At 51.6% G+C, this 25,591-nt stretch carries 25 protein-coding genes, 5 tRNA genes and 1 pseudogene; 12 read left to right on the forward strand and 19 right to left on the reverse strand.

Annotated elements, in window-relative coordinates; translation table 11 throughout:
• Positions 1 to 90: 90 nt before the first annotated feature.
• Positions 91 to 1,002 carry a drug/metabolite exporter YedA gene (gene yedA, locus AC2CGP_RS05315; RefSeq protein WP_015365893.1) on the forward strand — a complete coding sequence of 304 codons (912 nt, stop codon included), beginning with the start codon at positions 91 to 93 and terminating at the stop codon, positions 1,000 to 1,002.
• On the opposite strand, the gene AC2CGP_RS05320 is transcribed toward yedA, so the two are convergent.
• The 4 genes from AC2CGP_RS05320 to drpB are packed head-to-tail and all read right to left on the reverse strand — an operon-like array spanning position 977 to position 3,945.
• On the reverse strand, positions 977 to 1,462 hold the full coding sequence (locus tag AC2CGP_RS05320; protein WP_059443952.1) for a very short patch repair endonuclease: 486 nt from the start codon (positions 1,460 to 1,462) through the stop codon (positions 977 to 979). The genes yedA and AC2CGP_RS05320 overlap by 26 nt on opposite strands.
• The gene (locus AC2CGP_RS05325; RefSeq protein WP_213759632.1) at positions 1,446 to 2,867 is read right to left on the reverse strand and encodes a DNA cytosine methyltransferase; all 1,422 of its coding nucleotides are present in this window, start codon (positions 2,865 to 2,867) and stop codon (positions 1,446 to 1,448) included. The genes AC2CGP_RS05320 and AC2CGP_RS05325 overlap by 17 nt, the downstream gene beginning before the upstream one ends.
• 57 nt (positions 2,868 to 2,924) lie before the next feature.
• On the reverse strand, positions 2,925 to 3,620 hold the full coding sequence (locus AC2CGP_RS05330; protein WP_045365610.1) for a phosphohydrolase: 696 nt from the start codon (positions 3,618 to 3,620) through the stop codon (positions 2,925 to 2,927).
• A gap of 43 nt (positions 3,621 to 3,663) precedes the next feature.
• Entirely contained in the window at positions 3,664 to 3,945 is a 282-nt protein-coding gene (drpB, locus tag AC2CGP_RS05335) for a cell division protein DrpB (protein ID WP_015705988.1), read from the reverse strand.
• A gap of 547 nt (positions 3,946 to 4,492) precedes the next feature.
• Between drpB and ompC the strand changes: the two genes are divergently transcribed.
• Complete coding sequence (ompC, locus tag AC2CGP_RS05340) at positions 4,493 to 5,635, forward strand: porin OmpC (protein ID WP_015705989.1); 1,143 nt, start codon at positions 4,493 to 4,495, stop codon at positions 5,633 to 5,635.
• A 320-nt stretch (positions 5,636 to 5,955) separates the two neighbouring features.
• On the opposite strand, the gene AC2CGP_RS05345 is transcribed toward ompC, so the two are convergent.
• Positions 5,956 to 6,045: transfer RNA gene (locus AC2CGP_RS05345), tRNA-Ser, on the reverse strand.
• A gap of 90 nt (positions 6,046 to 6,135) precedes the next feature.
• Here AC2CGP_RS05345 and mtfA point away from each other — a divergent pair.
• Positions 6,136 to 6,936: a DgsA anti-repressor MtfA gene (mtfA, locus tag AC2CGP_RS05350; RefSeq protein WP_213759631.1), complete on the forward strand. Its 801-nt coding sequence runs from the start codon at positions 6,136 to 6,138 to the stop codon at positions 6,934 to 6,936.
• Between the two features lie 100 nt (positions 6,937 to 7,036).
• A tRNA-Asn gene (locus tag AC2CGP_RS05355) sits at positions 7,037 to 7,112 on the forward strand.
• Positions 7,113 to 7,166: 54 nt separating this feature from the next.
• On the opposite strand, the gene ldtA is transcribed toward AC2CGP_RS05355, so the two are convergent.
• From ldtA to nac, 3 genes are all read right to left on the reverse strand, one after another.
• Complete coding sequence (gene ldtA, locus AC2CGP_RS05360) at positions 7,167 to 8,108, reverse strand: L,D-transpeptidase (protein ID WP_015365885.1); 942 nt, start codon at positions 8,106 to 8,108, stop codon at positions 7,167 to 7,169.
• Positions 8,109 to 8,184: 76 nt separating this feature from the next.
• Positions 8,185 to 9,135: an HTH-type transcriptional regulator Cbl gene (gene cbl / locus AC2CGP_RS05365; protein ID WP_015705998.1), complete on the reverse strand. Its 951-nt coding sequence runs from the start codon at positions 9,133 to 9,135 to the stop codon at positions 8,185 to 8,187.
• 106 nt (positions 9,136 to 9,241) lie between these two features.
• Entirely contained in the window at positions 9,242 to 10,159 is a 918-nt protein-coding gene (gene nac, locus AC2CGP_RS05370; RefSeq protein WP_015365883.1) for a nitrogen assimilation transcriptional regulator NAC, read from the reverse strand.
• A 314-nt stretch (positions 10,160 to 10,473) separates the two neighbouring features.
• Between nac and AC2CGP_RS05375 the strand changes: the two genes are divergently transcribed.
• The 3 genes from AC2CGP_RS05375 (at position 10,474) to AC2CGP_RS05385 (ending at position 12,382) form a co-directional block, all read left to right on the forward strand.
• Positions 10,474 to 10,549: transfer RNA gene (locus AC2CGP_RS05375), tRNA-Asn, on the forward strand.
• Positions 10,550 to 10,668: 119 nt separating this feature from the next.
• Positions 10,669 to 11,382, forward strand: coding sequence for a 4'-phosphopantetheinyl transferase superfamily protein (locus AC2CGP_RS05380; RefSeq protein ID WP_475702507.1), 714 nt, complete (start codon positions 10,669 to 10,671; stop codon positions 11,380 to 11,382).
• 67 nt (positions 11,383 to 11,449) lie between these two features.
• A complete protein-coding gene (locus AC2CGP_RS05385; RefSeq protein WP_020078391.1) occupies positions 11,450 to 12,382 on the forward strand; it encodes a nucleoside recognition domain-containing protein in 933 nt (310 codons plus the stop codon).
• Here the strand turns inward: AC2CGP_RS05385 and AC2CGP_RS05390 are convergent.
• Positions 12,293 to 13,869: pseudogene (locus tag AC2CGP_RS05390) on the reverse strand (alpha/beta hydrolase). The gene AC2CGP_RS05385 and the pseudogene AC2CGP_RS05390 sit on opposite strands and share 90 nt — an antisense overlap.
• A gap of 148 nt (positions 13,870 to 14,017) precedes the next feature.
• Here AC2CGP_RS05390 and AC2CGP_RS05395 point away from each other — a divergent pair.
• Positions 14,018 to 14,257, forward strand: coding sequence for a histidine kinase (locus AC2CGP_RS05395; RefSeq protein WP_475702506.1), 240 nt, complete (start codon positions 14,018 to 14,020; stop codon positions 14,255 to 14,257).
• Between the two features lie 128 nt (positions 14,258 to 14,385).
• Positions 14,386 to 15,840 carry an AMP nucleosidase gene (locus AC2CGP_RS05400; RefSeq protein WP_015365878.1) on the forward strand — a complete coding sequence of 485 codons (1,455 nt, stop codon included), beginning with the start codon at positions 14,386 to 14,388 and terminating at the stop codon, positions 15,838 to 15,840.
• 452 nt (positions 15,841 to 16,292) lie between these two features.
• Here the strand turns inward: AC2CGP_RS05400 and AC2CGP_RS05405 are convergent, their stop codons facing one another.
• From AC2CGP_RS05405 to AC2CGP_RS05420, 4 genes are all read right to left on the reverse strand, one after another.
• Positions 16,293 to 16,664 carry an MFS transporter gene (locus tag AC2CGP_RS05405; RefSeq protein ID WP_475702505.1) on the reverse strand — a complete coding sequence of 124 codons (372 nt, stop codon included), beginning with the start codon at positions 16,662 to 16,664 and terminating at the stop codon, positions 16,293 to 16,295.
• A gap of 15 nt (positions 16,665 to 16,679) precedes the next feature.
• Positions 16,680 to 17,924: an ATP-grasp domain-containing protein gene (locus AC2CGP_RS05410; RefSeq protein WP_015706005.1), complete on the reverse strand. Its 1,245-nt coding sequence runs from the start codon at positions 17,922 to 17,924 to the stop codon at positions 16,680 to 16,682.
• A gap of 82 nt (positions 17,925 to 18,006) precedes the next feature.
• On the reverse strand, positions 18,007 to 18,300 hold the full coding sequence (locus AC2CGP_RS05415) for a 2Fe-2S iron-sulfur cluster-binding protein (protein ID WP_071647699.1): 294 nt from the start codon (positions 18,298 to 18,300) through the stop codon (positions 18,007 to 18,009).
• The gene (locus AC2CGP_RS05420; protein WP_475702504.1) at positions 18,272 to 19,420 is read right to left on the reverse strand and encodes a hypothetical protein; all 1,149 of its coding nucleotides are present in this window, start codon (positions 19,418 to 19,420) and stop codon (positions 18,272 to 18,274) included. Before AC2CGP_RS05420 ends, AC2CGP_RS05415 begins: the two co-directional genes overlap by 29 nt.
• Before the next feature lie 68 nt (positions 19,421 to 19,488).
• Between AC2CGP_RS05420 and AC2CGP_RS05425 the strand changes: the two genes are divergently transcribed.
• Entirely contained in the window at positions 19,489 to 20,979 is a 1,491-nt protein-coding gene (locus AC2CGP_RS05425; protein WP_223575817.1) for an aminotransferase-like domain-containing protein, read from the forward strand.
• A 151-nt stretch (positions 20,980 to 21,130) separates the two neighbouring features.
• Here the strand turns inward: AC2CGP_RS05425 and AC2CGP_RS05430 are convergent.
• The 3 genes from AC2CGP_RS05430 to AC2CGP_RS05440 all read right to left on the reverse strand — a co-directional run bounded on the left by AC2CGP_RS05430 (position 21,131) and on the right by AC2CGP_RS05440 (position 22,957).
• A tRNA-Asn gene (locus AC2CGP_RS05430) sits at positions 21,131 to 21,206 on the reverse strand.
• A gap of 123 nt (positions 21,207 to 21,329) precedes the next feature.
• Positions 21,330 to 22,769 (reverse strand): EmmdR/YeeO family multidrug/toxin efflux MATE transporter, encoded by a 1,440-nt coding sequence (locus AC2CGP_RS05435; protein WP_484502291.1) that lies wholly within the window; start codon positions 22,767 to 22,769, stop codon positions 21,330 to 21,332.
• A gap of 8 nt (positions 22,770 to 22,777) precedes the next feature.
• A complete protein-coding gene (locus AC2CGP_RS05440) occupies positions 22,778 to 22,957 on the reverse strand; it encodes a DUF5951 family protein (protein ID WP_015365869.1) in 180 nt (59 codons plus the stop codon).
• A gap of 5 nt (positions 22,958 to 22,962) precedes the next feature.
• Between AC2CGP_RS05440 and AC2CGP_RS05445 the strand changes: the two genes are divergently transcribed.
• Positions 22,963 to 23,038: transfer RNA gene (locus tag AC2CGP_RS05445), tRNA-Asn, on the forward strand.
• A 92-nt stretch (positions 23,039 to 23,130) separates the two neighbouring features.
• On the opposite strand, the gene AC2CGP_RS05450 is transcribed toward AC2CGP_RS05445, so the two are convergent.
• Entirely contained in the window at positions 23,131 to 23,718 is a 588-nt protein-coding gene (locus AC2CGP_RS05450) for a hypothetical protein (protein WP_475702503.1), read from the reverse strand.
• 131 nt (positions 23,719 to 23,849) lie between these two features.
• On the opposite strand from AC2CGP_RS05450, the gene AC2CGP_RS05455 reads away from it, so the two are divergent.
• Entirely contained in the window at positions 23,850 to 24,740 is an 891-nt protein-coding gene (locus AC2CGP_RS05455) for a LysR substrate-binding domain-containing protein (protein ID WP_020078378.1), read from the forward strand.
• A gap of 48 nt (positions 24,741 to 24,788) precedes the next feature.
• Here AC2CGP_RS05455 and AC2CGP_RS05460 read toward each other — a convergent pair whose 3' ends face one another.
• Together AC2CGP_RS05460 and AC2CGP_RS05465 are read right to left on the reverse strand one after the other, a co-directional pair.
• Positions 24,789 to 25,127: a DUF1869 domain-containing protein gene (locus AC2CGP_RS05460; RefSeq protein WP_015706012.1), complete on the reverse strand. Its 339-nt coding sequence runs from the start codon at positions 25,125 to 25,127 to the stop codon at positions 24,789 to 24,791.
• 9 nt (positions 25,128 to 25,136) lie between these two features.
• Positions 25,137 to 25,469, reverse strand: coding sequence for a TehB family protein (locus AC2CGP_RS05465; RefSeq protein WP_015706013.1), 333 nt, complete (start codon positions 25,467 to 25,469; stop codon positions 25,137 to 25,139).
• Positions 25,470 to 25,591: the final 122 nt, after the last annotated feature.

Below are 25,591 nucleotides of genomic sequence, written 5' to 3' on the forward strand. Positions count from 1 at the left end.
CAAAAAAAGCACATTGAAAGCGCTCGCCAGCACGTTAGTTTTCACGTTAACTATATGTTCCCTTTCTATCTCTTTTCGTCGCGAGGAAGTATGTCTACCCGTCAGCTGTTACCCCTTATCGGCGCGCTGTTTGCGCTGTATATCATTTGGGGTTCAACCTATTTTGCTATCGCTATTGGCGTTGCCAGCTGGCCGCCGTTGATGATGGCCGGGATCCGCTTTCTCTCTGCCGGCGGCGTGTTGCTTATCTATTTACTGGCCACCGGCCATAAACTCCCGGCCCGCCGGCCGCTACTTAATGCGGCCCTGATAGGCATCCTGTTGCTTGCCGTCGGCAATGGCTTCGTCACCCTTGCAGAACATCAGCATGTACCATCAGGCATCGCAGCGGTGATGGTCGCCACCGTACCGCTGTTTACGCTCTGCTTCAGCCGTTTTTTTGGCATTGCTACGCGCAAGCTGGAATGGTTCGGTATTGCGATCGGTCTGGCGGGAATAGTGATGCTCAATAGCGGCGGCAACCTCAGTGGCAATCCCTGGGGCGCATTGCTGATTCTGATTGGTTCCCTGAGCTGGGCATTTGGCTCGGTTTACGGTTCCCGTATTGAATTACCAACCGGGATGATGGCGGGCGCGATTGAAATGCTGGCGGCAGGGATGGTGCTTTCCGCGGCATCCTGGTTCTCAGGCGAAAAACTCGCTCAAATGCCCTCCTGGTCTGGAATATTTGCCGTTGCGTATCTGGCCATTTTTGGCTCGCTTATCGCCATCAACGCCTATATGTATCTGATACGTAACGTAACGCCGGCGGTTGCTACCAGCTATGCCTATGTCAATCCGGTTGTCGCCGTGCTGCTGGGGACCGGATTTGGCGGCGAAAGTCTCTCATTTATCGAATGGCTGGCGCTGGCGGTGATTATTTTCGCGGTCGTGCTGGTGACACTAGGTAAATATCTCTTCCCTGCCCGCTCAACCGTTACGCCTTGTCAATCGGATCGATAAAACCGATTCCCTGAGTGTCGATCTGCGCGCAATCGCCACCGCCGCAGATCCACTCCTCCAGACGATCGCATAAAGCCTCATCGCTTAATTTCTGCCGCCCGCGGAGCGCGCACTCCCAGACAATCAGCACCCGCCAGCCTTGTGCTAACAACATCGCCAGGTCGCGGCGATCGCGCTGCACGTTAGCGCCAATTTTTTTCAACCAGAAATCGGTACGGGTCGCCGGTACTTTAAACAGATAACAGTGATGATGATGCCAAAAGCAGCCATGGGTGAAAATAACGCAGCGGTAGTCAGACAGCAGAAAATCAGGCCGCCCCGGTAGCGATGCCTCCTGAACGCGAAAAGTGAATCCGGCCTGCGTTAGCAGCGCCGCCAGCCGCTTCTCAATTGCCGTATCGCGGGTCGCGATAGCGCGCATATTTTTACTACGGGTGGCCTTATCATGAACGTCCGCCATCGCTATCTCCTGCAACGCGCCGCTTTACCGCCTCGGAAATTCGCGGCACCAGCAGCTTCGCTACCGCGGCAAACACCGGAACAATCACCGAGTTGCCGAACTGGCGATAGGCCTGGGTATCGGAAACCGGAATACGAAAACGGTATTCTCCCGGGGCTTCGAACCCCATCAACCGTGCGCATTCACGCGGCGTTAAACGCCGCGGGCGGCGCTGTTGATTTTGTGGATCGTCAAAGTGCTTTTCGCCCAATGGCTTATCCCAACCGCGATCGACCAGAATCTCAGCGCCATCTTTGTAGTAGCGCGCCGAAAGCGTTCGCGCAACGCTGCCTGGATTGGTCGGGTCGACCAGACCGTAGCCAAAACCGTTGCCACGCGCCTGATGTTTACGCGCGTAGCGGTAGAGATATTTCCATAAAACCGGCGTCAGGATGAATTTAGCATCGACGGTGGGATCCAATAACTCGCCAAAGGTCGGCCGCTGCGTCGGGTACAGGCTGGCGATATCGCGCAGCGTAAATCCTTCATGCAATTGTAAATCGCGACGGAAACCCACCAGCACGATACGCTCACGGTGTTGGGGTAAGAAATGACGCCCATCGATCACTTTTGGATCATCGACGCCCGCATGATCGGCATCCGCCACCTCATAGCCTAGTTCATCCAGCGTCTGCATGATAATACGGAAGGTTCTTCCTTGATCGTGGCTCTTCAGATTCTTGACGTTTTCCAGCACGAAGATCGGCGGACGGCGGGCGGCAATAATTCTAACGACATCAAAAAACAGCGTTCCCTGAGTTTCACAGGCAAAACCATGAGCGCGCCCCATGGCATTTTTCTTGGATACTCCGGCGAGCGAAAAAGGCTGACAGGGGAAGCCCGCGAGCAGTACATCATGTTGCGGGATCGCCTCACGGATAGACTTCGCCGCCTCTTCATCACTGATATCGGCGCGCTGGCTGAGAGTGATTTCGCGGATATCGGCGTTAAAGCTGTGCTCTTGCGGATCGCAATACCAGTTAGCTTTATAGGTACGTACGGCGTGTTTATTCCACTCGCTGGTAAATACGCACTGCCCACCAATAGCTTCAAAGCCGTGACGAATGCCGCCGATGCCGGCGAAGAGATCGATAAAACGAAAGGCATAGTCCGGATGATGGCGCGGCGGGGCCGGTAACAGGCTCGCCAGATGAGCGCACTCCGCGTTAGTCAATCTACTTGCCGCACGGCTCACCGTCGCCACCCGTTTGAGTATCGCCGGGCTCCAGTGCTGGTCGCCAACCGCGACCAGCTGTGCGACCAGGGTTTTGACATCATATATCGTCATCAACTGGCGCAACAACGCCTGCACGTGTTCCCCTGACGGTAAAGACAGGAGGTTTTCTTGGGATAAATTTTGCGGCATAACCTCAACCAGCACGGACAATTTTTGCAGAGAGTACCACAAATAGTCGCAACGGATTTAAACCGCTGGCGCAAAGCGGCGTAAAACCGCTTCATCCAACGACAACGGGTCGCCACGCAGTTCGGCGCTCAGCTTCGCCATAAATTGCACCAGAAATTGGGCGTTATGCACCGCCAAGGCTCTTCCCTGCTCCGTTTGCATGGTCTCAGGCAGACGGAGCAATTTGCTCTGGAAATGGTCGAGAGCATATTTCTTGTCATCAAGATCGCGCTGGTCAGCAAAGGGGTCGTTAGCATCAAACAAAATCGTGTTTAGCGCGCCTGAAACGGCAAAGACACGGGCCAGGCCAATTGCGCCCAAAGCTTCCAGACGATCTGCATCCTGGACAATTTTTGCCTCTACGCTTTGTGGCAGTATAGCCGCACTAAAGCTATGCGCTTCAATGGCATGCATAACAGCAGGATAACGGTCGTCTGGAAAGTCGGGAAAAGCGCTTTGCAGGATAGACCGCGTTTTCTGCGCCGCCATGCGTGAAGAATGATGACGTTGAGGATGGTTTTTAGCCAGGCTGACAATATCGTGAAAGTAGCAGGCCGTCAGGATAACCAACTCGTCAGCGCCGCTCTCGTCGACCAGTTGCTGCGCGGTACTCCAGACGCGGCGAAAGTGCGAAATGTCATGCGCCGCATCTTCCTGTGCATGATGCGTATTTAACCAGTTTTCAAATCGTTGTTGCCATTCAGCTAATAACATGAGCGTTTCCTGATGCCTGGGACTAGCCACGAGCATAGCAACTTTAATCGCGCTGTTCATGTACCTGAATAGGGGGACGCGTGTACCAGGCTATCGCCCCAAGGATTAACCCCACTGCCCCCAGCACCAAAAAACCCAGCAGCGCGCCAATCCATTTGCCCGCCGTTGATCCCCATTCACCATCAATGCTGGCGCCGGGAACACTTTGAATCCGCCCCACTATCCACCAGTACCGTACCATCGCCCACACAAAGTAAGCGCAAAAAGCGTAAAAAGCCCATAACGCCAGCTTTCCAACGGGCCCCCGTTTCGCTTTCGTGTCCATTAAATCCTTCTCCATACATCAACCACAACGCATCATCGTCAACCACACATTTGTGACGCAAATCACATTATACAATTATCATGCTTATCTGGAAGCATGAGTGTAGTACTGAGCGCTTTTGGACATCCGTGAACGCAGGAGCGGTACTCCCCTATATATTACGGCTGTGTTCATGCTTTTAAATAAGACGATTTGCTGAAATTCAGCGATGTTCGTTATCAAACAAAATTATTTCAAATGATGACTTATCACTTTATAACCGATGATATTATTATGCCATTTACAATACACATATCATTATCATGAAAAATTAAAAAACCTTTAGTATCAACAACCATAATAAGTCACTAATAAGCCATGGAAATATTCATTACCCAAAGAATAGAAAATACATATATTGAATATAAAATAAATATTTTGAAATATTTTAATATACTTTTATTACATTTTTTATTTAATTAAAAATGAACTTAAGCGGCTAGTATCGATTTGTCATTCCACAGGGAATTAGACAATTCATATTAATTATGATTAAAGGGAATACATAATGAAAAGAAAAGTATTGGCTATTATGCTGCCAGCGTTATTAGCAGCAGGCGCGGCGCACTCTGCGGAAATTTATAATAAAAACGGCAATAAACTGGACCTCTACGGAAAAGTTGACGGCCTGCACTATTTCACTGACGATGCTTCTGAAGATGGCGACCAAACCTACGTACGTTTCGGCCTGAAAGGCGAAACACAGATCAACGATCAGCTGACCGGCTACGGCCAGTGGGAATACAATATTCAGGCTAACACCACTGAAGGTGAAGGCGCTAACTCCTGGACCCGTCTGGGTTTCGCGGGTCTGAAATTTGCTGATTACGGTTCACTGGACTACGGCCGCAACTACGGCGTTATTTATGATGTTGAAGCCTGGACCGATGTGCTGCCGGAATTCGGCGGCGATACCTACACCCAAACTGACGTCTTCATGCTCGGCCGTACCAACGGCGTGGCGACCTACCGCAACAGCGATTTCTTCGGCCTGGTAGATGGTCTGAACTTTGCCCTGCAGTATCAGGGTAATAACGAAAACGCGGGTTCTGGCGAAGGCACCAATAACGGTGGCGATCGTAAACTGGCGCGTGAAAATGGCGACGGCTTCGGTATCTCTACTTCCTACGATTTTGGTATGGGCATCAGCTTCGGCGCGGCATATGCTTCTTCCGATCGTACCAACAATCAGGTGGCTGCCTCTGCCAGCAGCGCATACGCCGGCGGCGATAAAGCCGATGCCTGGACCGTAGGCGCGAAATACGATGCTAACAACATCTACCTGGCAGCGATGTACGCGGAAACCCGCAACATGACCTCCTTCGGTAAATCCACCAGCTATCTCGGCGGCGGTATTGCCAACAAGACGCAGAACTTCGAAGTCGTTGCCCAGTATCAGTTCGATGATTACGGTTTACCGCTGCGCCCATCCGTTGCATATCTGCAGTCTAAAGGTAAAGACCTGTACAACAGCGGCGACAAAGACCTGGTTAAATACGTTGATGTGGGTATGACTTACTACTTCAACAAAAACATGTCCACCTATGTTGATTACAAAATCAACCTGCTGGACGAAGATGACTACTTCTACCGCGCAAACGGCATCGCCACCGATGACGTTGTCGCGCTGGGTCTGGTCTACCAGTTCTAAGATCCCCTCATGACCAAAGCCTGCCACGCGCAGGCTTTTTTATTTTAACGGTCAGCCAATACTGCCTCGCGCGACGTCGGCATCAATTCACTGAATTCATTTAAATTTCGCCAAGGAAGTGGCTCAATAGCACTTCAGCAGCGGAAGGGATACTCGCGAGCGCACGAGAGCGGAAACGCTGAAATTTAGTCCTGGTCTGAGTCAGAAAATGAGAAGATTCTTTGGCGCCCTTGTCTGCTTCAGCGCTATGCTTTTTTGTAAAGGGATTGTCTCAGCGGGATATGCATCACTGAAAAGGATAAGCGTAAGTGATTGAATAGTGGCGGAGAGAGGGGGATTTGAACCCCCGGTAGAGTTGCCCCTACTCCGGTTTTCGAGACCGGTCCGTTCAGCCGCTCCGGCATCTCTCCGCTGTTGAGGTTGCTATAATGCCAGGTTCTTTGGCATTTTAATAGCTCCAGTCCCTTAAATTGAGTTCAAGTGACGACTTTGCGAGCGATATGATGTTTAAATGGCCGTGGAAAGCAGAAGAACAGACAGGCAATGGCGAAATCCCGTGGGAACAAGCGGTTGCCATTCCGGTTTTAGCAAACCTCACTCATCAGGAACAGCAACAGCTGTGCCAAATGGCAGCACGTTTTTTACAGCAAAAACGTCTGGTGCCGTTACAGGGATTTGAGTTAACCCCATTACATAGCGCGCGTATCGCCCTACTCTTTTGTCTGCCGGTGCTGGAGCTTGGCCTTGAGTGGTTAGATGGCTTCCATGAAGTCCTGATCTACCCAGCGCCCTTCGTCGTCGATGACGAATGGGAAGATGACATCGGCCTGGTGCATAATCAACGCGTTGTGCAATCCGGGCAAAGCTGGCAGCAGGGTCCCATTATCCTTAACTGGTTAGATATTCAGGACTCTTTCGATGCCTCAGGTTTTAACCTGGTGGTGCACGAGGTCGCGCATAAACTGGATTCACGTAACGGCGATCGCGCCAGCGGCGTCCCTTTTATTCCCTTGCGTGAAGTCGCTGGTTGGGAACACGACCTGCATGCAGCGATGAACAACATTCAGGATGAAATCGATCTGGTCGGCGAAAGCGCCGCCAGCATTGATGCCTATGCGGCAACCGATCCGGCTGAGTGCTTTGCGGTGCTCTCAGAATATTTCTTTAGCGCACCGGAGCTATTCGCACCTCGCTTCCCGGCGCTATGGCAGCGGTTCTGCCTGTTCTATCGTCAGGATCCGCTACAGCGTTTACGGGAAAACGATCTACTGGATGAAGACGACGTGCGCGTTGTTCATTAAAAGCCCACTTTGAACTAAATTTCGCCAATTGAATCAGCTGGTTAAATTTAGTGTTGACACTAAAATGCGAGGCCATTAGTATGCGCCTCGTTCACACGATTCCTCTGTAGTTCAGTCGGTAGAACGGCGGACTGTTAATCCGTATGTCACTGGTTCGAGTCCAGTCAGAGGAGCCAAATTTAAAAAGCCTGCTTTCGAGCAGGCTTTTTGCTTTTTAACATCCACGCCAGTTAAAAACTGCTTTCTACCGCTGAACGACTAATATTCACCGGCATCCCGGAGCGCCTCTGTAACGCTGAATCCGCGCGCCCGACATTCACGCCCGCGCCCTGTACAAACTCACGGATTGCCGGGGTGTATGGCAGCGGTACTTTACGGTCTGACTGAAATTCAGCGCGATTACGCGATAACGGTTCATGCACTTCCAGCCAGCGGCTACCGTCCGGTTCAGTCGTGTATTTTACCGGCTGATCGATAATCTGTACTCGCGTGCCAACGGGCACATTATCGAACAGGTATTTGATGTCATCGTTGCGCAGGCGAATACAGCCCTGGCTCACCCGCAGGCCAATGCCAAAATTGGCATTCGTTCCATGAATGGCATACAACCTGCCAATATAGATAGCATACAGCCCCATCGGATTATCTGGCCCGGCGGGCACCATCGCCGGCAGGGTTTTACCTTCTTTGGCATACTCGCGACGGGTATTCGCCGTCGGCACCCAGGTAGGCCCTTCCTGCTTACGTTCCACCGCCGTCACCCAATTACGCGGCGTCTCGCGCCCCGCCTGACCGATACCGATCGGTAACACCTCGACGGTAGTGCCCTCAGGCGGATAATAATAAAGCCGCATCTCGGCGACGTTTATCACGATACCGCTACGTACAGTAGCAGGCAGGATCAATTGCTGTGGGATAATCAACGAGCTTCCCGATTTGGGCAGATAGACATCGACGCCGGGGTTAGCCTCCAGCATATTGCTCAGCCCCTGCCCGTACTGCGCGGCAAAGGTTTCCAGCGGTTGGGTATTACGCTCGGGCACGTTAATTTTCATCGGGCTGCCAACCAGACGACTCCCTTCCGGCGGCAACGGATAACTTACCGCCAATGCGCTGTGGCTGGCCAACATCATCACCAGAGAGCAAAGCAACTTCATACGCCGCACCATCATTTTCCCTTCCTCAGTCGCGACTCACGTGAATGAATTATAGCTGCTTTGTCGCCTCCCGCTTGCCCGCTGGCCGCACTCAGATTTGATAATCGATCGCCACTTCCTCCGGCTCCATCGCCTGGCGCTTAATCTCATCCAGCGATAGTCCAGCATTGCACAGTTCAATGAAGCGCCAGACGTAGTTACGTTGTAACTGACCGCGTTTGAGCCCCAACCAAACGGTATTGGCATCAAAGAGATGGCGTGTTTCCAGCCGGGTAAAGGTATCCGCTTCGCGAGCATCGCCGGATTGCTCCGCCACCAGCCCCACGCCCAAGCCCAGCTCCACGTAAGTTTTGATCACATCCGAATCCTGGGCGCTGAGGACGATATCCGGCATCAGCCCTTTACGGGTGAAAGCTTCATCAATACGCGAGCGCCCGGTGATCCCCTGACGGTAGGTAATTAACGGCCAGCGCGCAATAGCCTCGAGCGTGAGCGGCGTAACCTCAATCAGTGGATGATCTTTTGGCACTAACAGACTGTGGTGCCAGCGAAACCAGGGGAATGCCACCAGCGTCGGGTCGTTACTTAAGCGCTCGCTGGCGATACCAATATCCGCCCCGCCGTTGTGCAACAACGCCTCGATTTCCTGCGGCGTCCCTTGCACCAGTTCCAACCGCACTTCGGGGAAAAGTTCGCGAAAAGCTTTAATTACCGGCGGTAGGCTATAACGCGCCTGAGTATGCGTGGTGGCAATAGTTAATACGCCTGAAGCGTCATTGGTAAAAAGATCGGCCAGCCGGCGAACATTGCTGGCCTCGTTGAGGATCCTTTCGGCAATGGAAAGCAGCGCTTTACCGGGTTCGGTCATCCCCAGAAGACGCTTACCGCGGCGGATAAAGATTTCTATCCCCAGCTCTTCTTCCAGCTCACGAATATGGCGGCTGACGCCAGATTGCGAGGTGTACAGCATATTAGCGACTTCCGTCAGGTTGTAATCCCGACGGGCCGCCTCGCGAATAATTTTTAGTTGCTGGAAATTCACCTTTTCCCCCAGGTCTTCAGACATAACATGATGTCTATTGTTAAAGTCTGTTTACCCGGCAAACAAATAATAAAAACCAGCAACTTATTCCTTAAAAGAATATAACCTAACTGACCAGCTGTAATTCACGATTCTCCAACGAAGGACGGCTGACCAGCGACAGCAGGATATCTTTGACCGCCTGAGCCTGAGGAGATAAACCGCCGCGCGCCGAGGTATTCAGTGAGAGCGACAGGCTCATCGACGGGGTGCTGATGCGCGCCATCCAGCCATTTGCCGTAGCACACAGCGAGCGCGCCGCCGATTCCGGCAGTACGGTAACGCCCATTCCACTGGCGATAGCGGCAGTTAATGTAGTGATGGATTCGATCTCGCCGATCACTTTTGCCGACAGGCGGCGTAAGGTAAAGGCTTCCGTCACCCTGGCACAGACAGCGCTATAGTCACGCGGTAAAAACAGACTCATCTCCGCCACCGCAGAGAGATCAACGCTTTGTCCCGGGCAGTTTTGCGTGCCGACCAGATACAAATCCTCTTTTAGCAACGGCTGGCTGACCACTCCCGCTACCGGCGAACGTTCGTACAACACCGCCATATCCAGTTGGCCGCCAAGCAGCTTGTCATTTAAAACGCTGCCGCTACATTCCTGCAGATAGACGTTGACCTCGGGAAGCTCATTACGCACGGTCTGCAGCAACGGCATGGTGATCGCCGAAGCCGCCGTTCCCGGCGCAAGGCCAATCGCCACCTGCCCGCTCAGCGTCTGGCCCACATTATGTACCGCCAGATGCGCCTGTTCACACTGACGCAAAATGGTTCGCGCGTGGGTATAGAGAATTTTCCCCGCTTCGGTTGGCGTAACGCCTCGTTTGGTGCGGATCAGCAGTTTCTGCTCCAGTTCACCTTCCAGGGTCGCTACCTGCTGACTCAGCGCCGGTTGTGCGATATGCAAGACTTCAGCGGCCTGGGTCAGACTGCCGATATCGACGATTTTCACAAAATACTTCAGTCGTCTTAAGTTCATTTTGCCTCCTGTAAGGGAATGCCACTACTGGCCATTAAGTTACAGGGATTTTGCAAGATGCTTGCCAGGTTTTACGTAGCCGCTCACCGCCCTGCTGGCGCGGTAAAATAAGGGTTAGTGATAATACTGCTGGCTTCCATGAGCGCATGATATGCCCCATCAGGGGTATAAATGCACCATTTTGGTGCGTTTCCGCCGGGGTCTACTCTAAAAGGGTTTTGATTGTTGAAATTGTCAGCAGTCGAACGCTTTATGGCGATTCAGCCTTTGACAACACCCTAAGTCATCGATAATATGCGCCCCGTTCACACGATTCCTCTGTAGTTCAGTCGGTAGAACGGCGGACTGTTAATCCGTATGTCACTGGTTCGAGTCCAGTCAGAGGAGCCAAATTTAGAAAAGCCTGCTTTCGAGCAGGCTTTTTGCTTTTATTTGCTTTATACACCTTCTGCTTTGATTATCACTTGCGTTAAGGTAGCGTCATCGTTCGTTTCACCAGATGATCCTGCATGTTTATCGTTACCGGCACCTTCCGCGATTTACCTTTTATTCAGTATGCCGAGTGCGGCTATCTTCGCGCTGACCCGGCGTTAAAATTTTGTCGGGTACGTTTCGCCAGGACACAATTACAGGACGCACTTTTCAACCAATACGCCGTCCCGTTCCCTTCTGCTCTTGCGGGCGCCGTCGTAAAACGTAAAGCCGAATATCTGGCCGGGCGCTACTGTGCGCACTATTTACTGCGACAAGCCGGCTGCTTAGAGCCGGTGTTAAGCGCCGCCGATCGCGCGCCAGTTTGGCCGGCAGGCTGGCGAGGAAGCGTCTCGCATAGCGAAGATATCGCCATCGCGGTGGTTGCCGCAGAGGCCGACGGCCGGTATCCCGGGGTCGATATCGAGCATCTGCAACCGGGGGTCATGCTGGAAAGCGCCGATATGTTTGTCTCGAGAACGGAACAGACGCTGCTTTCCTGTTGTGGGCTGGATATGGAGTGGGCACTGCTGCTGGCTTTCTCAGCCAAAGAGAGCCTGTTCAAAGCGCTATATCCGCGTGTACAGCAGATGTTTGATTTTGATGCCGCCGCCATAGTCGCAGTCGACCCGGCAAAACAGCGTTTCACGTTACGCCTCAATAAAACGCTCAGCGACGCCTTTGCCGCAGGTAGCCCGTTCAGCGGCGAATATCACTTCAGTGAAGGCACCGTTCTTACCTGCCTGTGCTAGCTGTTCATTTCGCCCCTTCGGGATTATGATGGCGCTAACTATTTGACCTGCATACAGTGATAGATAAATGGATGTCATCGGCATCATTATGTCAGCGGGGAAATCCTCCGTCGACGTAGCGCTTTATACCTTATTACCCATTATGGTCGTCATGCTGATCATAATGAAATATCTCGAAGTCCGCGGAATTCTCGACATCATCGTACGCTGGCTGGCGCCGCTGCTAAAACCCTTTGGGTTGACCGGCATGAGCGCCTTCGCGCTGATTCAGATAAATTTTGTGAGTTTTGCCGCCCCGCTCGCCACGCTGGCGATTATGGATAAACGTGGTGTTTCCGACCGACAAATGGCCGCCACCCTGGCGATGGTGTTCGCCATGGGCCAGGGCAACGTTTTCTACCCCTTAACGCCGTTTGGCCTGCACTGGCTGGCCGCAATCACCATTTCTATTGTCGGTGGACTCTGCGCCGCAGCGGTCTGCTGGTACGCCACCGGGCGTAAGTTATCCATTGTCGAGAGCAGCCGGGCAGAAGTACTCCCGGAAAGCGAACAAAATAATCACGGGCTGATTGCGGTGATCAATAGCGCCGGCGCCGACGCTATCCGCCTGGCGCTTGGCGCCGTGCCGATGCTGATTTTATCTTTGACCATCGTCGGCCTGATGCAGGCGGCTGGCGTCATCGAAATGCTGCAGCGCGTGCTGATGCCGCTGCTGCAATGGCTACATATCCCGGAAAACTTCGTTCTGCCCGCGCTGGTGAAATGTGTGGCGGGCGGTACCGCCTATTTTGGGGTTATCTCCGAGCTGGCGCAGCAGGGAAAAGTGACGCTCAGCCAGATTAACGCCTCCGCGGGGCTGCTCATCCAGACTTTCGACCTACCCGGCATCGGCATTTTCCTTGGCGTCAGCTCAAGATTTGTGCGTCTTTTCCGCTTCGTCGCCCCTGCCGCCCTCATCGGTATTGCGCTGCGGACGGTATTGCACATCCTGGTGTTCTGAGCCCAACGGTAGACGCTGATCAATCCGCTGCAGCAGGTAGGGGAAAAACGGGTTAGAGGTGGCGCGCATTAACGTATCAAGACCGACGCTCAGCGTCGCGGTCTCGCCGCGTAGCGAAATGGTGCCAAGACTAATACCGCTAAGGTTTTTCTCCGTCGGCTCGCGGCCATACAGCGAATCGGCGATGGGGAACGGCACCGCGATATGCGAAAGCGAGTACATATCCTGCGGCCAGGACAAATGCAGCGCCTGGGTTCTCTCGGCGGTTTGCCCCGCCAGTGTCAGGCGCGCGACGGTATCGAGGGTGTGCTGAGTCGCATTCGTCACGATCGTCGTGGAGTACGGACGCGGCGCCGGAGGTAACAAGGTATTCACCGCCGAATAAGTCGCCGGGCGAAACAGCGCCCGCAGGTTCGCCGCCTATTAATATCGAAAATCACCAGTTCGCTGCCGTTGTCCGGCAAATAGCGGTATAACGAATCAACCACTGCTCGAGTACTGACCGTAGAATCAATCACCGACTGAAAGGTTAACACCGGCGCGATAGAAGTTAGCCGCTGGCTCTGCGCCGCCTGGATAATCTGTTTTTGTAAGGCCTGGGTCAGCAGCCACGACTGGCGCGCTGCCTTTACCGGAAATGAATTGTACTTATAAGGGTTAAACTCCGGAATGACGTTTAGCCACGCCGCGCGCGCAAAGGCGGGAAACACCGAAGGCAGGCCAGCCAACCCGGCGAAACGGGCGAAAGCGGTGACGCCAATCATCGGCGAAAGTAGAATAATCTGCTGCGGCCTGACCAGCGATTTATCGGTCAGTTCATCAAGCGCATACTTCAACGCCAGCGCGCCGCCGTTAGAATATCCCACCAGATGCAGCGGCACATCCCCACCGGCAAGTCGCGTCGCTTCTCGTACCGCCAGGCGAGTTGTCGCCAGCCACTGTTGCCAATCAACGTGGGTTAATGCGCCAGGCGCGGTACCGTGGCCGGGTAAGCGCGGCGCCACCGCGACAAAACCTTGCCGTTGATACTCTTCCGCCAGATAGCGCACGCTGTAGGGAGAGTCGGTTAATCCATGCAGCAACACCACCGCCCCACGCGGTTTGCCGGATGGCAGTAGGATAAAGGAGCGATTCCAGTCTGGCGTAAAGCGTTGTGGGTAGACCAGGCTGTCGCGATAAAAGCGATTTAGCGGCGTTTTGTCAGCGGCTGATAGCTGGTCACTGACCTCACGCCGCAAATCAGCAAATATTTCATCTTCCCGCTTGAGATAGCTGGCAAAGCTGGCGCGGTCGATTTCACCGGCGGTCATCTCATCCCCAGACCAGGTATGCCAGCGCTGCAACGCGGGGCCGCGTTCCGATTCATAGATTCGTCCGATGAAAAACACCACCACAACAATAGCGGCGGCGACCAGCGCTTTTTTCGCCAGCGAGACTATCCTTAATCCAGATTGATTCAGAATCTTGTTAAATCGCATCAAAGCCATAGGTGTTATTTGCCTGTCCCGCTGCATCGCCGAGTTAAGATTTAACAACGTCAGCTAAACGTAAATTAAACCAATGGGTAGTTTCAGTTGTCTTTAAAACGATAACACGGCAATTATCATTCTGAGTGTAACAAGCCTGGGTGAAAACATGGAGTGGTGGGTAAAGAAAGTACGGAAAAATTCCTCTACAGCAACGACTTGCGTGGTTCTACAGAGCGGTCAGTTCGTGGTGATTGCTGAAATCGAAAGCCGATGCAGACTGCAGGAAGGCGATAAGTTAACGCCTGGCCCTAATGCGCTTTATTACATCAACAATAACGGCGCGGCGACATTAAGAGTGATAAGCGCAAGTAATTTTAGCGCCGGACGTTGGGCACAGACAGCCTGATCCTGGGTGGCTAAGCTTTTATTATCAACGAGTTTGAATATTTATCCGGGACAGTAATTTTCCTTCGCCATTTTCACGCTGTAGCATACTATCGTCAGTATCAGCAGACCTGAAACAAGGAGCGAATGATGAACCAGAAGGCCGTCAGTCTGACCCCGGAGCAGGCGCTTTCCCAGTTGGAAGCGCAGTATGAAAGAGCGGTTAACGCGTTGCGTAAGGCCATTGGCGAGTACATTCACCACAATATTCTTCCTGATGAAATAGCCCGTGCTGAAGGCTTATTCGTCTATCCTCAATTGTCTGTCTCGTGGGATGGCGCCGAGCACAAAGCCTTAAAAACCCGAGCCTGGGGGCGATTCACCCATGCAGGCTGCTACACCACCACCATTACCAATCCAAAACTCTTTCGCGCTTATCTGCTGGAACAATTAACTCTGCTGTATCAGGATTACGGCGCGCATATTAGCGTCGGCAATTCGCAGCACGAAATTCCCTTCCCTTACGTGATTGATGGCTCTGCGCTGACGCTGGATCGCTCGATGAGCGCCGGATTAACGCGTTATTTTCCGACCACCGAACTGTCACAAATTGGCGATGAAACCGCCGATGGTCTGTTCCACGCCACCGAGTATTATCCGCTGTCGCATTTTGACGCCCGCCGCGTCGATTTTTCACTGGCACGCCTGAAGCACTACACCGGCACGCCGGTTGAACACTTCCAGCCGTATGTCTTGTTTACCAACTACACGCGTTACGTCGATGAATTCGTCAGTTGGGGCTGTAGCCAGATCCTCGATCCGGATAGCCCGTACATTGCCCTCTCCTGTGCGGGCGGGATTTGGATCACCGCCGACACGGAGGCACCGGAAGAGGCGATTTCCGATCTGGCATGGAAAAAACACCAGATGCCGGCCTGGCACCTGATCACTAACGACGGTCAGGGCATTACATTGATCAACATCGGCGTCGGCCCGGCCAATGCCAAAAATATTTGCGATCATCTCGCGGTGCTGCGCCCTGACGTCTGGCTGATGATTGGTCACTGTGGCGGTCTGCGTGAGAGCCAGTCGATAGGCGACTATGTACTGGCGCATGCCTATTTACGTGACGACCACGTACTGGATGCGGTGCTGCCGCCGGATATTCCCATCCCGAGTATCGCCGAAGTGCAGCGCGCGCTGTATGACGCCACTAAACAGGTTAGCGGCATGCCGGGGGAAGAGGTCAAACAGCGTCTGCGTACCGGTACGGTGGTGACCACCGATGATCGCAACTGGGAATTGCGTTATTCCGCCTCGGCGCTGCGCTTTAACCTTAGCCGGGCGGTAGCCATCGATATGGAAAGCGCCACCATCGCCGCGCAGGGCTACCGTTTCCGCGTACCTTACGGCACGCTGCTGTGCGTCTCCGATAAGCCGCTGCATGGCGAGATTAAGCTACCGGGACAAGCGAACCGCTTCTACGAAGGGGCGATTTCCGAGCATCTGCAGATAGGGATCCGCGCCATCGATCTGCTGCGCGCCGAGGGCGACCATATGCACTCCCGCAAGCTGCGTACCTTCAACGAACCGCCGTTCCGTTAATCCGCCCACCCGCTTTGTATGGCATCATGCAAAGCGGGTATACCGCAAATCTAGCGAGAATAAGCCAGCGTTCGGGATAAATAATATCGATATAATGAGAAGCCCCCCAGGGCTGCGGCGATTACCGAATTCACCAGCCAGACAGCTGCAAAATTAAAGTACTCGAGTATGACGCTGTTGATGGCGTTGGCCGCAAATAACCCGCCAGCCGCCACCAGTGAAATAGCGCCATCGCGCCCCATGCAATACCGGCACATAATTCATTAAAAATACGGCTAAATACCGTCTGTGCGAAAATAACGAACAAGGTATTAACGAAGAAAACCACGCTAACAAAATACTCGCTATACTGGTGGGTGATAAATATTGGCAACAGGTACTCAATATGAGAGTAAAAATACATAAAGAAAAATTGCAGGGCAAAAACGGGGAATAACGCTGGATTAAACAGGCTAGCCGAGAGCTCGACTATCAGCGACCGGCGCCCCGCCAATACCATTCATCACCGCAGAAACGAGCAGGATCTCATGATTCGCATTCAGAGCCAGAAGCGCAAACGACAGCGCGCGCACCCCCACCCCGGCAAGGGCGGCATAAACGGCAGGAAAAATATCAGCCATGCTGCCGCCAAATAAAGCGAAAACGCGCTGTGAAATGACTTTAATTGAGACCAACACACCGGCAAATGCCACGCCACAACCTAAATTATCTGACACATAAATGGCATAGTAAGGATTGATAATAAAGCTGCCGAGGCTGAATATGAACAACGACAGCAAATAGTTCAGACTACGTTTATCGTGGCAGATAAAAGAGGATTTCATTTGTGCTCCACGCGCTTAGCTAATTTCAGCGGCAGACTCAATAGCCGTCGCCAGCGTCTCTAATGAATTGAGTAACTGCTCATGGCTACTATCGCGCAAAATGATATGGCCAATAAAATCGGCATTCGTCTTAATTTCGCCATTAAGGATGTCGCCGATTTTGGCTGAAAAGCTGGCTTCATGAAGCGTAATACCCGCCTGCAATGCCAATTGCTCAACATCTGGTAATGCCTGCAAGGTTCCTGATACGCGGGCCCGAAGCATGCGGATACCAGAGTAATAGTTCTGTTTGAGCGGCTCAGCCGTATATTTACCCTCCGCAGCCCAACATAGCCACAGCAGCCATGGATTGAAATTTTCAAAGCTCAACATCGCCAGATCCCAAATATGCATACCGGCAGGGCGCATATTGGTTTCAACAGCGGCCGTCGCGCCGGGAAGTAAAAATATTTCGTTATGCCAGGCGCCATTCGACGACGACACCAGTTCACGCATATGTTCGCCTGCAGAACGCAGCAGTATTTCATCCGCCGGGGTCAAACAGGCAGGCACCACCTGTTGATACTCCGCACGGTAGTGGCCTTCAGTAGTATGCTTTTCCGTGATCCACTGCTTACCCGCCACACTATCCCAACTAAATTCTTTCGCATTTTCGATAAGAGATTCCACCAGGATCCCTGCTTCGCGATAAGGCGCCAGTGAAGCCCAGATAGACTCGCATTGCTCAATATACTCAATCACCTGGCACCCGCGGCTATTGCCCTCCTTCGCTGGCTTGATAAACGCCTTACCGCCTAACGAATCGACCAGATCTTTAAGTTCATTCAATGATGTTACCGGCTGGCTGGTTACCGTCCGATAACCGGCGGGATGGAATGAAGCCCTGGCATCCAGTTGACGGAATATTTGCTTATCCAGCCCTGCTTTTGCTTGTTCTGGCAGCGCGCCGGGTAGTCTGTTCTTTTGCGCCAGCAGCGCCCCCAAAGGAACACCTCGATCGGAAAATGGTAAAATACCGATGGGAGAAAGTGATTCGGTTGCCAGATATTGATGAACGACATCCGCTGAGGCCGGGAGTTGTGTAACTTCAAGCGTTGTTTCAATCACCAGATCAGCAAATTGCTCATCGCTTGCTGTTTTTTTCTCAGTAATTAATACAACTTTGGCGTCAAAATATTTTTGTGCCTCAACGCGAATTTTAGCAACATCATAAATTCTGACGTTATTATATCCAACGACAATAAAGCATGGCGTATTCATGATAAGGCTTCCACTGTGCAGGTATTAAAAATTGACTCAATGACTCTTGCGATTTTCGTTTGCTCGCCAAAGACCACACCACTCAATGGCGAGGTTGTCGGTGAGTAAGAAATTGTGCCGCGCGAGGAGACATCCTGATTTTGCACTGGCACGCCAGCCGCACCGTTTGATCTTCTATACCAAGCAATTTGAATAAACGTTTCTCTTTTAAAGTCTTGCCCGTGATATTCTCCATCCCTGATAATACCTTGACTCGACACAACCCACAGTTTCCAGTTTTACAACCAAACCTCATGTTCTCCCTGCATTCTAAAAGGCTCACCACATCCCTGAAAGTGAATTCAGTTTCACTTTTCACAAACATCACTGACGGCATCTATATTTTCCTTATAGAATTTATTTGATGAGTACTTATATTTCCACAGCCAAAGTAATAACGCGACAATAGAAATTAAAGAAAGCACTTCTGTGTTAATCGCCACCGGAAAATAACGCATAACCAGAACCGTTAATCCTGCGCCAAGACTGACGGACAACTCTTTTATTAACAGAGAATTTTCTTGCGCTGCACAATAGTCAATATAACTCAATGCACATTCAGCAATTGATAGTATTGTTAGCCATACCGCTGCTCCCCAAAAAGTATAAACATGGAAAATGCCAGGTACTGCCAAAACGATCAAACCAAGAAGTATAATCACTATCGACAACAGCATTGCTTTATCGCCACTGCGATTAATAAGCGCCATTAATGGTATCTGTATTAATGCAACAATTGCGCTGTTAAAGATGATCATCATGCCATACCAGGCTGGTAGAGTCTGTCGATGAACCAGAATTTCCTGCGGCAGGATAGAGAATACCGCAAATAATTTAACCCCAGTAACAATCCCTGCTAATACCCATTTCAACTTTCCAGATTTGGCAAAGTTCTTCGTCAGTAGCGTCTGCGCCGTCAGGTCACTTGATAAACTAAAATGGCGTGCGGTTGGTAAACAAACGAGCAATAAAGCAGCAATTACAATATAAAATAATAATGGACTCCAGTGCGGATAGAGTAATAATAACCCGGCACACAGACTGCCGAGATTAAGCATAATTTTATTATTAGCCGCTCCTGCCGGGGTTCTGGCCGCATCATTCTTCACGATATAACCCAGCACGGCGACACCATAGCTAAAGAGGACCACCGCCAGCCAATTGACGCCCGTTGCAACATTTAGTGCTAATAATACTATTCCCAGCAGCGAGACCGACAGAGTAACTATTAATGCACGTTGACCAAACAGACCTAGCGTCAATGGGGTCAATATCAACAGAAACCGATAACCAAAAGCCAGTAAGGCATTACTGGTCGTGTCTAACCAAACATTGGCCTGCCCGAGCAGGGAAAACAGGGCAATTGCAGAGACCATCCGTAGTAACAATAGCTGGGCGGAAGACGCTCCCAACCTTTTGATAAATAATAAATAAAAGTTATTTTTTGCCGCTGTCATACACTCATCTTCAGAACCACAATTGATGGGCTAAAGATATATCGCGTTAGTGTAGTACTGTTCATAGAATGTTTAGCGAAATATTCGCTTTCCTTACAGGTAAAATCTCCGGTACAGTTCGAAGAGTCAAGGCAAGTATCAGAGGTAGCCCCATTTTTAGCTTATCCCAACTACAACTGGTGAATGGCACTGCCAAAGTCACCCAGATTGTTGATTTTATCAGCGCGGCAATCATCGGCGGCCAATTATTACCGGGCAGTCGTTTACCTTCCCTGAGGGAATTCTGCGACCAGGTTGAAACCAGTAAATTTACCGTTGTGGAAGCACTGGAACGTTTGCGTGCCAGAGGACTGATCACCTCTATTCAGGGAAGAGGATATTTTGTCAGCCATGCACGGCAAACGACTGAGATTGACGCCGACAAGCCTCTTTCGTTAGTCAGCCCCGATCTGCATTCAAGACTGAAACACGCTTTTGCAAAAAGTAGCGATATTCTTCGTCCCGGATGCGGTTTTTTGCCTGAAGAGTGGCTGGATACTGAATTTTTCCGTAAAGCGCTACGCCAGATTATCCGCAAACCGCAGCTAAAATTCTCTGAGTACGGTAATCCACGAGGATACCTGCCATTGAGAAAAACACTGCAGATGAAAATGAATGAGGCGGGAATTAGCGTACCGGTTGAGCAGATTATTATGGCGAATAGCACCATGAATGCCATCGACATGCTGTTCCGTATTCTGATCAAACCTGGCGATACCGTGCTGATTGACGACCCTTGCTATTTCAATTTTCGCGCCAGTCTGAGTCAGCATCAGGCCAATGTTGTCTTTATCCCTCGCGGTCATACAGGGGTTGATATTGATGAGCTTGAAACCTTATTAAAAGAGTCCCGGCCCAGGGCTTATCTCACCTCCGGACTAATGCACAACCCCACCGGGCAAAGTTATAGTCTGGAAGAGATGTTTGCTTTAATCACCGTATTAAACCGCTACGATTGTCATCTCATTGAAGATGACCTGTATCATGACCTGATGGAACCGGCAACCAAGCCAATGTCGGCGCTTGCCGGGCTCACTAATGCCAGTTATATATCCGGCTTCTCAAAATTGCTGAGCGCCAATATGCGGGTTGCTTATATTGCAACGAACCCATTGCTGGCTGAAAAATTAGTACAGCTAAAACAGCAGACTGGCGGCGTCACCTGTGAATTTACCGAGCAGACATTACATCAATTCTTCCGTGACGGTAGCTATAATCGCCATCAGCGCCGGCTTATTGGTAATTTGAGTGACGTCTCCTCGCGGGTAAAAAGCTGGCTTCAGGAAGCAGGTTGTCGTTTCCCGGTCGTCCATTCTTACGGGTTGTTTTTATGGGCTGAATTGCCTGAACATATCGATAGTGAAACGCTGGCTGAAAGAGCATTAGCGCAGGGTCTGGCTCTGGCGCCAGGTACGCTGTTTTGTCAAAAAGCAGAAGGGCTACGCTATATGCGCTTTAATATCGCCCATAGCCACAATGATAAAGTTGCCGCGCTGGTTACCCGGTTACTAAAACCCTAATCCCCTGCTGAGACAAACCTGACTATGTGGTTTGTCTCAATACCTTAGGCTGACCCCATCTGACCAGTAAAACAAAAAAGCCTGATGATACATTAGCATCATCAGGCGTTTTGATAACTTCACGAAGCATGACTTCATGAAGTCCTGAATTTGGCTCCTCTGACTGGACTCGAACCAGTGACATACGGATTAACAGTCCGCCGTTCTACCGACTGAACTACAGAGGAATCGTGTGAACGGGGCGAATATTAACGACCACGCTCAGCCATGTCAAAGGTGTTTTTTATAATGGTGTTCGTTTGCCGATTTATTCTTCACTTCGTCTAAAAAGTAACACTTATCCAGTATATTCATGACTTTTCTTCCAGCCGAGCCTTTAATCGCGGGTACTTCCACAACCAACGCCCGGTGATCATCCGGCGATAGAACAACAGGCCGCGCACCGCCCAGTCGAGCACCATACCCAGCCAGACGCCGATGACGCCCATGCCCAGCATGATCCCCAGCGTATAGCCTGCAACCACCCGGCAACCCCACATACCCAGCATCGACACCCACATGGTGTAACGCACGTCGCGCGCGCCTTTAAAGGCGCAAGGCAAGGTCCAGGAGAGCGACCAAATTGGCATAAACAGGGCATTAAGCCACAATAGCTCTTTAACCACCACTTTTACATCTTCTTCGCTAGTGTAGAACGAAGCGATCAGGCCGGCGAACGGCGCGGTGCCCCAGGCGATAAGCGTCAGGATAATAGTCGACAGCCAGAACACGAACCAGGCCTGACGTTCCGCCTGACCAACCTGCCCTTTCCCCAGCCGTTTACCGGTAATAATGGTAGAAGCCGATCCCAGCGCGTTACCCGGCAGGTTAATTAACGAAGCCACCGAGAAGGCAATAAAGTTCCCGGCGATGACGTTGGTCCCCATACCGGCAACAAACATCTGCGTCAGCAGCTTGCCGCCGTTAAACAGTACCGATTCGATGCTCGCCGGGATACCAATACCCATCACCTCCCAGATAATGGCAAAGTTAAACGGCTTAAAGTAACTCTTCAGCGAAATACGCAGCGCCGGGTTAAAACCTGTCATCAATACCCAAATGGTTGCCAACGCGCCAATATAGCGGGCAATAGTCAACCCCAACCCGGCGCCGACAAAGCCGAGCCCCTGCCTGGAGAAGATGCCGTAAATCAGGATACTGCTGATAATAATATTGAGAATATTCATCCCGCCGTTAATCAACAGCGGTATTTTGGTGGTCCCCGCGCCGCGAAGCGCGCCGCTACCAATTAAGGCAATGGCCGCCGCCGGATAGCTCAGCACGGTCAGTTCGAGATAGGTTAGGGCCAGCGCTTTAACCTGAACCGTGGCGTCGCCGGCAACGATATCGATAATCTGCTGGCCAAAGGCGTGAATAACCGCCGCCAGCACGATCGAGAACAAGGTCATGATCGCCAGCGATTGCCGCGCAGCCGCCCTCGCCCGTTTTCTGTCGCGCTTGCCGAGGCTGAAGGCCACTACCACGGTGGTGCCAAGATCAATCGCGGCAAAGAACGACATAATGACCATATTAAAGCTGTCGGCTAACCCCACCCCGGCCATTGCTTCTTTACCGAGCCAGCTTACAAGGAAAGTACTCAGCACGCCCATCAATAATACGCAGGCGTTTTCCAGCAGGATCGGTACGGCAAGGGGACTGATTTCACGCCAGTAGAGCACACGATAGCTCTTGCGCTTTTTAAACCAGGACGTGCGCGCTACGGCCTGGCGTACTGCTGAAGTGACGTTCAAGGGAGACCTTAGTGAGAAGAGTTGAAACAACATTTCAAATGATGATTGAGAAATGCTAATCCTGCAAAGTATTTTTCCTGGTAAATTGTCGGCAAATACGACAAATTGTTGATAGATGCGGCAGGCGTGACGCTGCAGTTGAATTGATGTTTGACAAAAATTTTTTCGCCGCTAAGATACCACTCCACACGATTCCTCTGTAGTTCAGTCGGTAGAACGGCGGACTGTTAATCCGTATGTCACTGGTTCGAGTCCAGTCAGAGGAGCCAGATTCAGAAAAGCCTGCTTACGAGCAGGCTTTTTGCTTCCTTATCGCAATACTTTCAATCTATCTCTATTCAGAAATTATCTACGCGTTCGATCATTCGTATTTGATGCTGTGCTCATCCTGCAGCCTGATTTTCACCAGCACCGCACCCAGCAACGCCAGATCCGCCAGCACCGCCAGAGCGTAGACAAAGCCTCCCTTTCCTGAATCGGCATAGTGATTGGTTAGCAGAATCGCCAGGGTAATAAAAACGATACTCGCTATCATCGGGATGTTCGGCATCATCCCCAACAAACCTCTTTCTGCCGCATGGGTTTGCCAGACAATGCCCAGCCCTAATCCACCAAAGACGATTCCCGGAATGAGCTCCAGCCAACCGTGTTCGCTATTCCATATCACCAGAACCAGCAACCAACCTATAGCGGACAGCACAAAGGCATAACACGATATTGTCACGCTATAATGCGCTGGCCACGGCTGCCAACGCGCGATTGCATAGCCAACAGCAAAAGCTCCCGCCAGCGCCAATAGCAACGCCAAACTGGCGATAGCGCCGATGATGGCGGAAATGCTCAATAACAGCGCGCCTGCCGCGAATAAGCTGCTTAGCGCGATAGCTTGCGCACGCGGTTCAGCACCGGATGTCGCTACCGCAGCACGCGGGTGCAGGAAAATACTCATTTTTCACTCCTGACATTCTCAAACGATGATGAATTAAATTCAGCTCTTATTTCACATTTCAGTAGACTAGCGCCTGTATAATTACCCACACAAACGCATAGATTTCAGCCATAGATGAGAAAAACTCAGCCATGAGAAAAAACCGTCTCCCCCCGCTGGGCGCGCTACGCGCCTTTCATGCCGTTGCCCGCTGCCGCAGTTTTAAACGCGCCGCCGATATGCTCGGGGTGAGCGCTACCGCAGTAAGTCATCAAATCAAGCTGCTGGAATCTGTGCTGGAGTGCCGGGTCTGTGAACGCAATGCCCTTGGCGTCAGCCTTACCGAAAGCGGCGAAATTCTCTATGTCGGAACCCAGCGCGCCTTTAGCGCGCTGGAAGAGGCTACCGCGCAAATTGTTCGCTCACACCAGCCGCCGTCGCTCACCGTCACCACGACTTCCAACTTTCTGACTCACTGGCTGGTACCGAGACTGGCAGCATTTAAAGCGAAATTCCCCGCCATTGACCTGCGGCTACATACCAGCGTCGAACGGGTGGATCTCAACCAGCGCAGCGTGGATGTCGCGATTCGCTATCGTGAAACGCCGGAGCGCGAACTGCACTGTACCTTGCTACATGAAGACCGATTTATCGTCGTCGCCAGCCCCGCGCTGGGTATTACACGGCTGGAGGATTTGCATCACGCGACCCTGTTCCACGTTGAACATCGTCACGTTCCGGCAGATTCGCCGGGCTGGGAGAACTGGCAACGCCGCTACGGACCACCGCAGCTGAATATCGACGCAGGGTTAACCTTCAGCGACGAGACGCATGCGCTACAGGCGGCGGTGGCGGGACAAGGCGTGGTGATTGCCAGCGAACTGCTGGCGCGCGATCTGTTGCAACGCGGGGTATTAACGGCGCCATTTGAAATGTTCTTACCGGGAGCAAACTATTATCTGGTGGCGACACAAGAGTTAGCCCAGCGCGCCGATATCAGCGCCTTGCGGGACTGGTTACTGCAGCAGATAGCGATGAGTTGAAACCAGAGATAGAGGCAGATATCGGACGATATCTGCCTGACTGAATTTTTACCAACCGCAGACGTTAGTCTCTTCGTCAGACTCATAACCGCGCACAATATTGATGAGCTCTTTCACCGCATCAGCGGCATGCAGTGGATCCTGAAGCGCCTCGATTGCAGCAAAATCTTTATCTACCGATACACCGTTATTATTGTTCGTCACCATCAGGCTGAACCCTTTGCCCTGTGCGTTATCGGTTGAAAGATCCTGAAGCAATTCCGCTACTGCCTGAACCGCGATATCAGGGACATAAAGCGCCATCGGCTTGAGATAAGTTTTCTCTCGTTTTTCATTATTGTTGTTATTGACTATCGCTAATGAGTAACCTTTATTTTCACTGTTCATAGACTCAACTTATCCCTCAATCAGAATTTTAGGGTCGACGTAAAAATCGACATTAAATACAGTATCGTCAGTTAATGCCTCAATGCAGTGCCATTTTTCCGGAGGAAAGACACCAAACTGCCCCGCTTCAATAGTCATCGTTTCAACAGGGTCTGGGCTCGTTTCATCGGCATAACCATAATAGCGTATTGCGCCCTGCATCACCGATAAACGCGGGTAGACGCCCTGTCGCGTACCGGCATCAAGATGGCGCTTCCAGATGGACGCGGGCGCGGTCTCTTTGGTCCACATGGGGGTGGAACGGGTCTGAACATAATGGGTAGGTATAATGATTCGTTGCATGATTTGCCTCTCTTTCCGCGCCGTGAAATAGCGCCGCGAATGGAACGATATATTGCATATCATATACCCCTTTCAATTGCTAAGGGTATTATTTTTTCGAATCTATTTTACCTACCACTATT

Source organism: Klebsiella sp. SYXHC3, assembly GCF_057196925.1.

What these genes read in the sequence shown, in the direction of transcription:
- AC2CGP_RS05415 (WP_071647699.1), bottom strand. Translation starts at nt 18,300, where the DNA reads ATGCCGTCAGTGATGTTTGTGAAAAGTGAAACTGAATTCACTTTCAGG.
- AC2CGP_RS05385 (WP_020078391.1), top strand. Translation starts at nt 11,450, where the DNA reads ATGGATGTCATCGGCATCATTATGTCAGCGGGGAAATCCTCCGTCGAC.
- AC2CGP_RS05395 (WP_475702506.1), top strand. Translation starts at nt 14,018, where the DNA reads ATGGAGTGGTGGGTAAAGAAAGTACGGAAAAATTCCTCTACAGCAACG.
- AC2CGP_RS05410 (WP_015706005.1), bottom strand. Translation starts at nt 17,924, where the DNA reads ATGAATACGCCATGCTTTATTGTCGTTGGATATAATAACGTCAGAATT.
- nac (WP_015365883.1), bottom strand. Translation starts at nt 10,159, where the DNA reads ATGAACTTAAGACGACTGAAGTATTTTGTGAAAATCGTCGATATCGGC.
- AC2CGP_RS05325 (WP_213759632.1), bottom strand. Translation starts at nt 2,867, where the DNA reads ATGCCGCAAAATTTATCCCAAGAAAACCTCCTGTCTTTACCGTCAGGG.
- AC2CGP_RS05420 (WP_475702504.1), bottom strand. Translation starts at nt 19,420, where the DNA reads ATGACAGCGGCAAAAAATAACTTTTATTTATTATTTATCAAAAGGTTG.
- ompC (WP_015705989.1), top strand. Translation starts at nt 4,493, where the DNA reads ATGAAAAGAAAAGTATTGGCTATTATGCTGCCAGCGTTATTAGCAGCA.
- AC2CGP_RS05465 (WP_015706013.1), bottom strand. Translation starts at nt 25,469, where the DNA reads ATGCAACGAATCATTATACCTACCCATTATGTTCAGACCCGTTCCACC.
- drpB (WP_015705988.1), bottom strand. Translation starts at nt 3,945, where the DNA reads ATGGACACGAAAGCGAAACGGGGGCCCGTTGGAAAGCTGGCGTTATGG.
- AC2CGP_RS05460 (WP_015706012.1), bottom strand. Translation starts at nt 25,127, where the DNA reads ATGAACAGTGAAAATAAAGGTTACTCATTAGCGATAGTCAATAACAAC.
- AC2CGP_RS05320 (WP_059443952.1), bottom strand. Translation starts at nt 1,462, where the DNA reads ATGGCGGACGTTCATGATAAGGCCACCCGTAGTAAAAATATGCGCGCT.
- AC2CGP_RS05450 (WP_475702503.1), bottom strand. Translation starts at nt 23,718, where the DNA reads ATGAGTATTTTCCTGCACCCGCGTGCTGCGGTAGCGACATCCGGTGCT.
- AC2CGP_RS05425 (WP_223575817.1), top strand. Translation starts at nt 19,489, where the DNA reads ATGTTTAGCGAAATATTCGCTTTCCTTACAGGTAAAATCTCCGGTACA.
- mtfA (WP_213759631.1), top strand. Translation starts at nt 6,136, where the DNA reads ATGATGTTTAAATGGCCGTGGAAAGCAGAAGAACAGACAGGCAATGGC.
- AC2CGP_RS05400 (WP_015365878.1), top strand. Translation starts at nt 14,386, where the DNA reads ATGAACCAGAAGGCCGTCAGTCTGACCCCGGAGCAGGCGCTTTCCCAG.
- yedA (WP_015365893.1), top strand. Translation starts at nt 91, where the DNA reads ATGTCTACCCGTCAGCTGTTACCCCTTATCGGCGCGCTGTTTGCGCTG.
- AC2CGP_RS05330 (WP_045365610.1), bottom strand. Translation starts at nt 3,620, where the DNA reads ATGTTATTAGCTGAATGGCAACAACGATTTGAAAACTGGTTAAATACG.
- AC2CGP_RS05455 (WP_020078378.1), top strand. Translation starts at nt 23,850, where the DNA reads ATGAGAAAAAACCGTCTCCCCCCGCTGGGCGCGCTACGCGCCTTTCAT.
- AC2CGP_RS05405 (WP_475702505.1), bottom strand. Translation starts at nt 16,664, where the DNA reads ATGAAATCCTCTTTTATCTGCCACGATAAACGTAGTCTGAACTATTTG.
- AC2CGP_RS05380 (WP_475702507.1), top strand. Translation starts at nt 10,669, where the DNA reads ATGTTTATCGTTACCGGCACCTTCCGCGATTTACCTTTTATTCAGTAT.
- ldtA (WP_015365885.1), bottom strand. Translation starts at nt 8,108, where the DNA reads ATGATGGTGCGGCGTATGAAGTTGCTTTGCTCTCTGGTGATGATGTTG.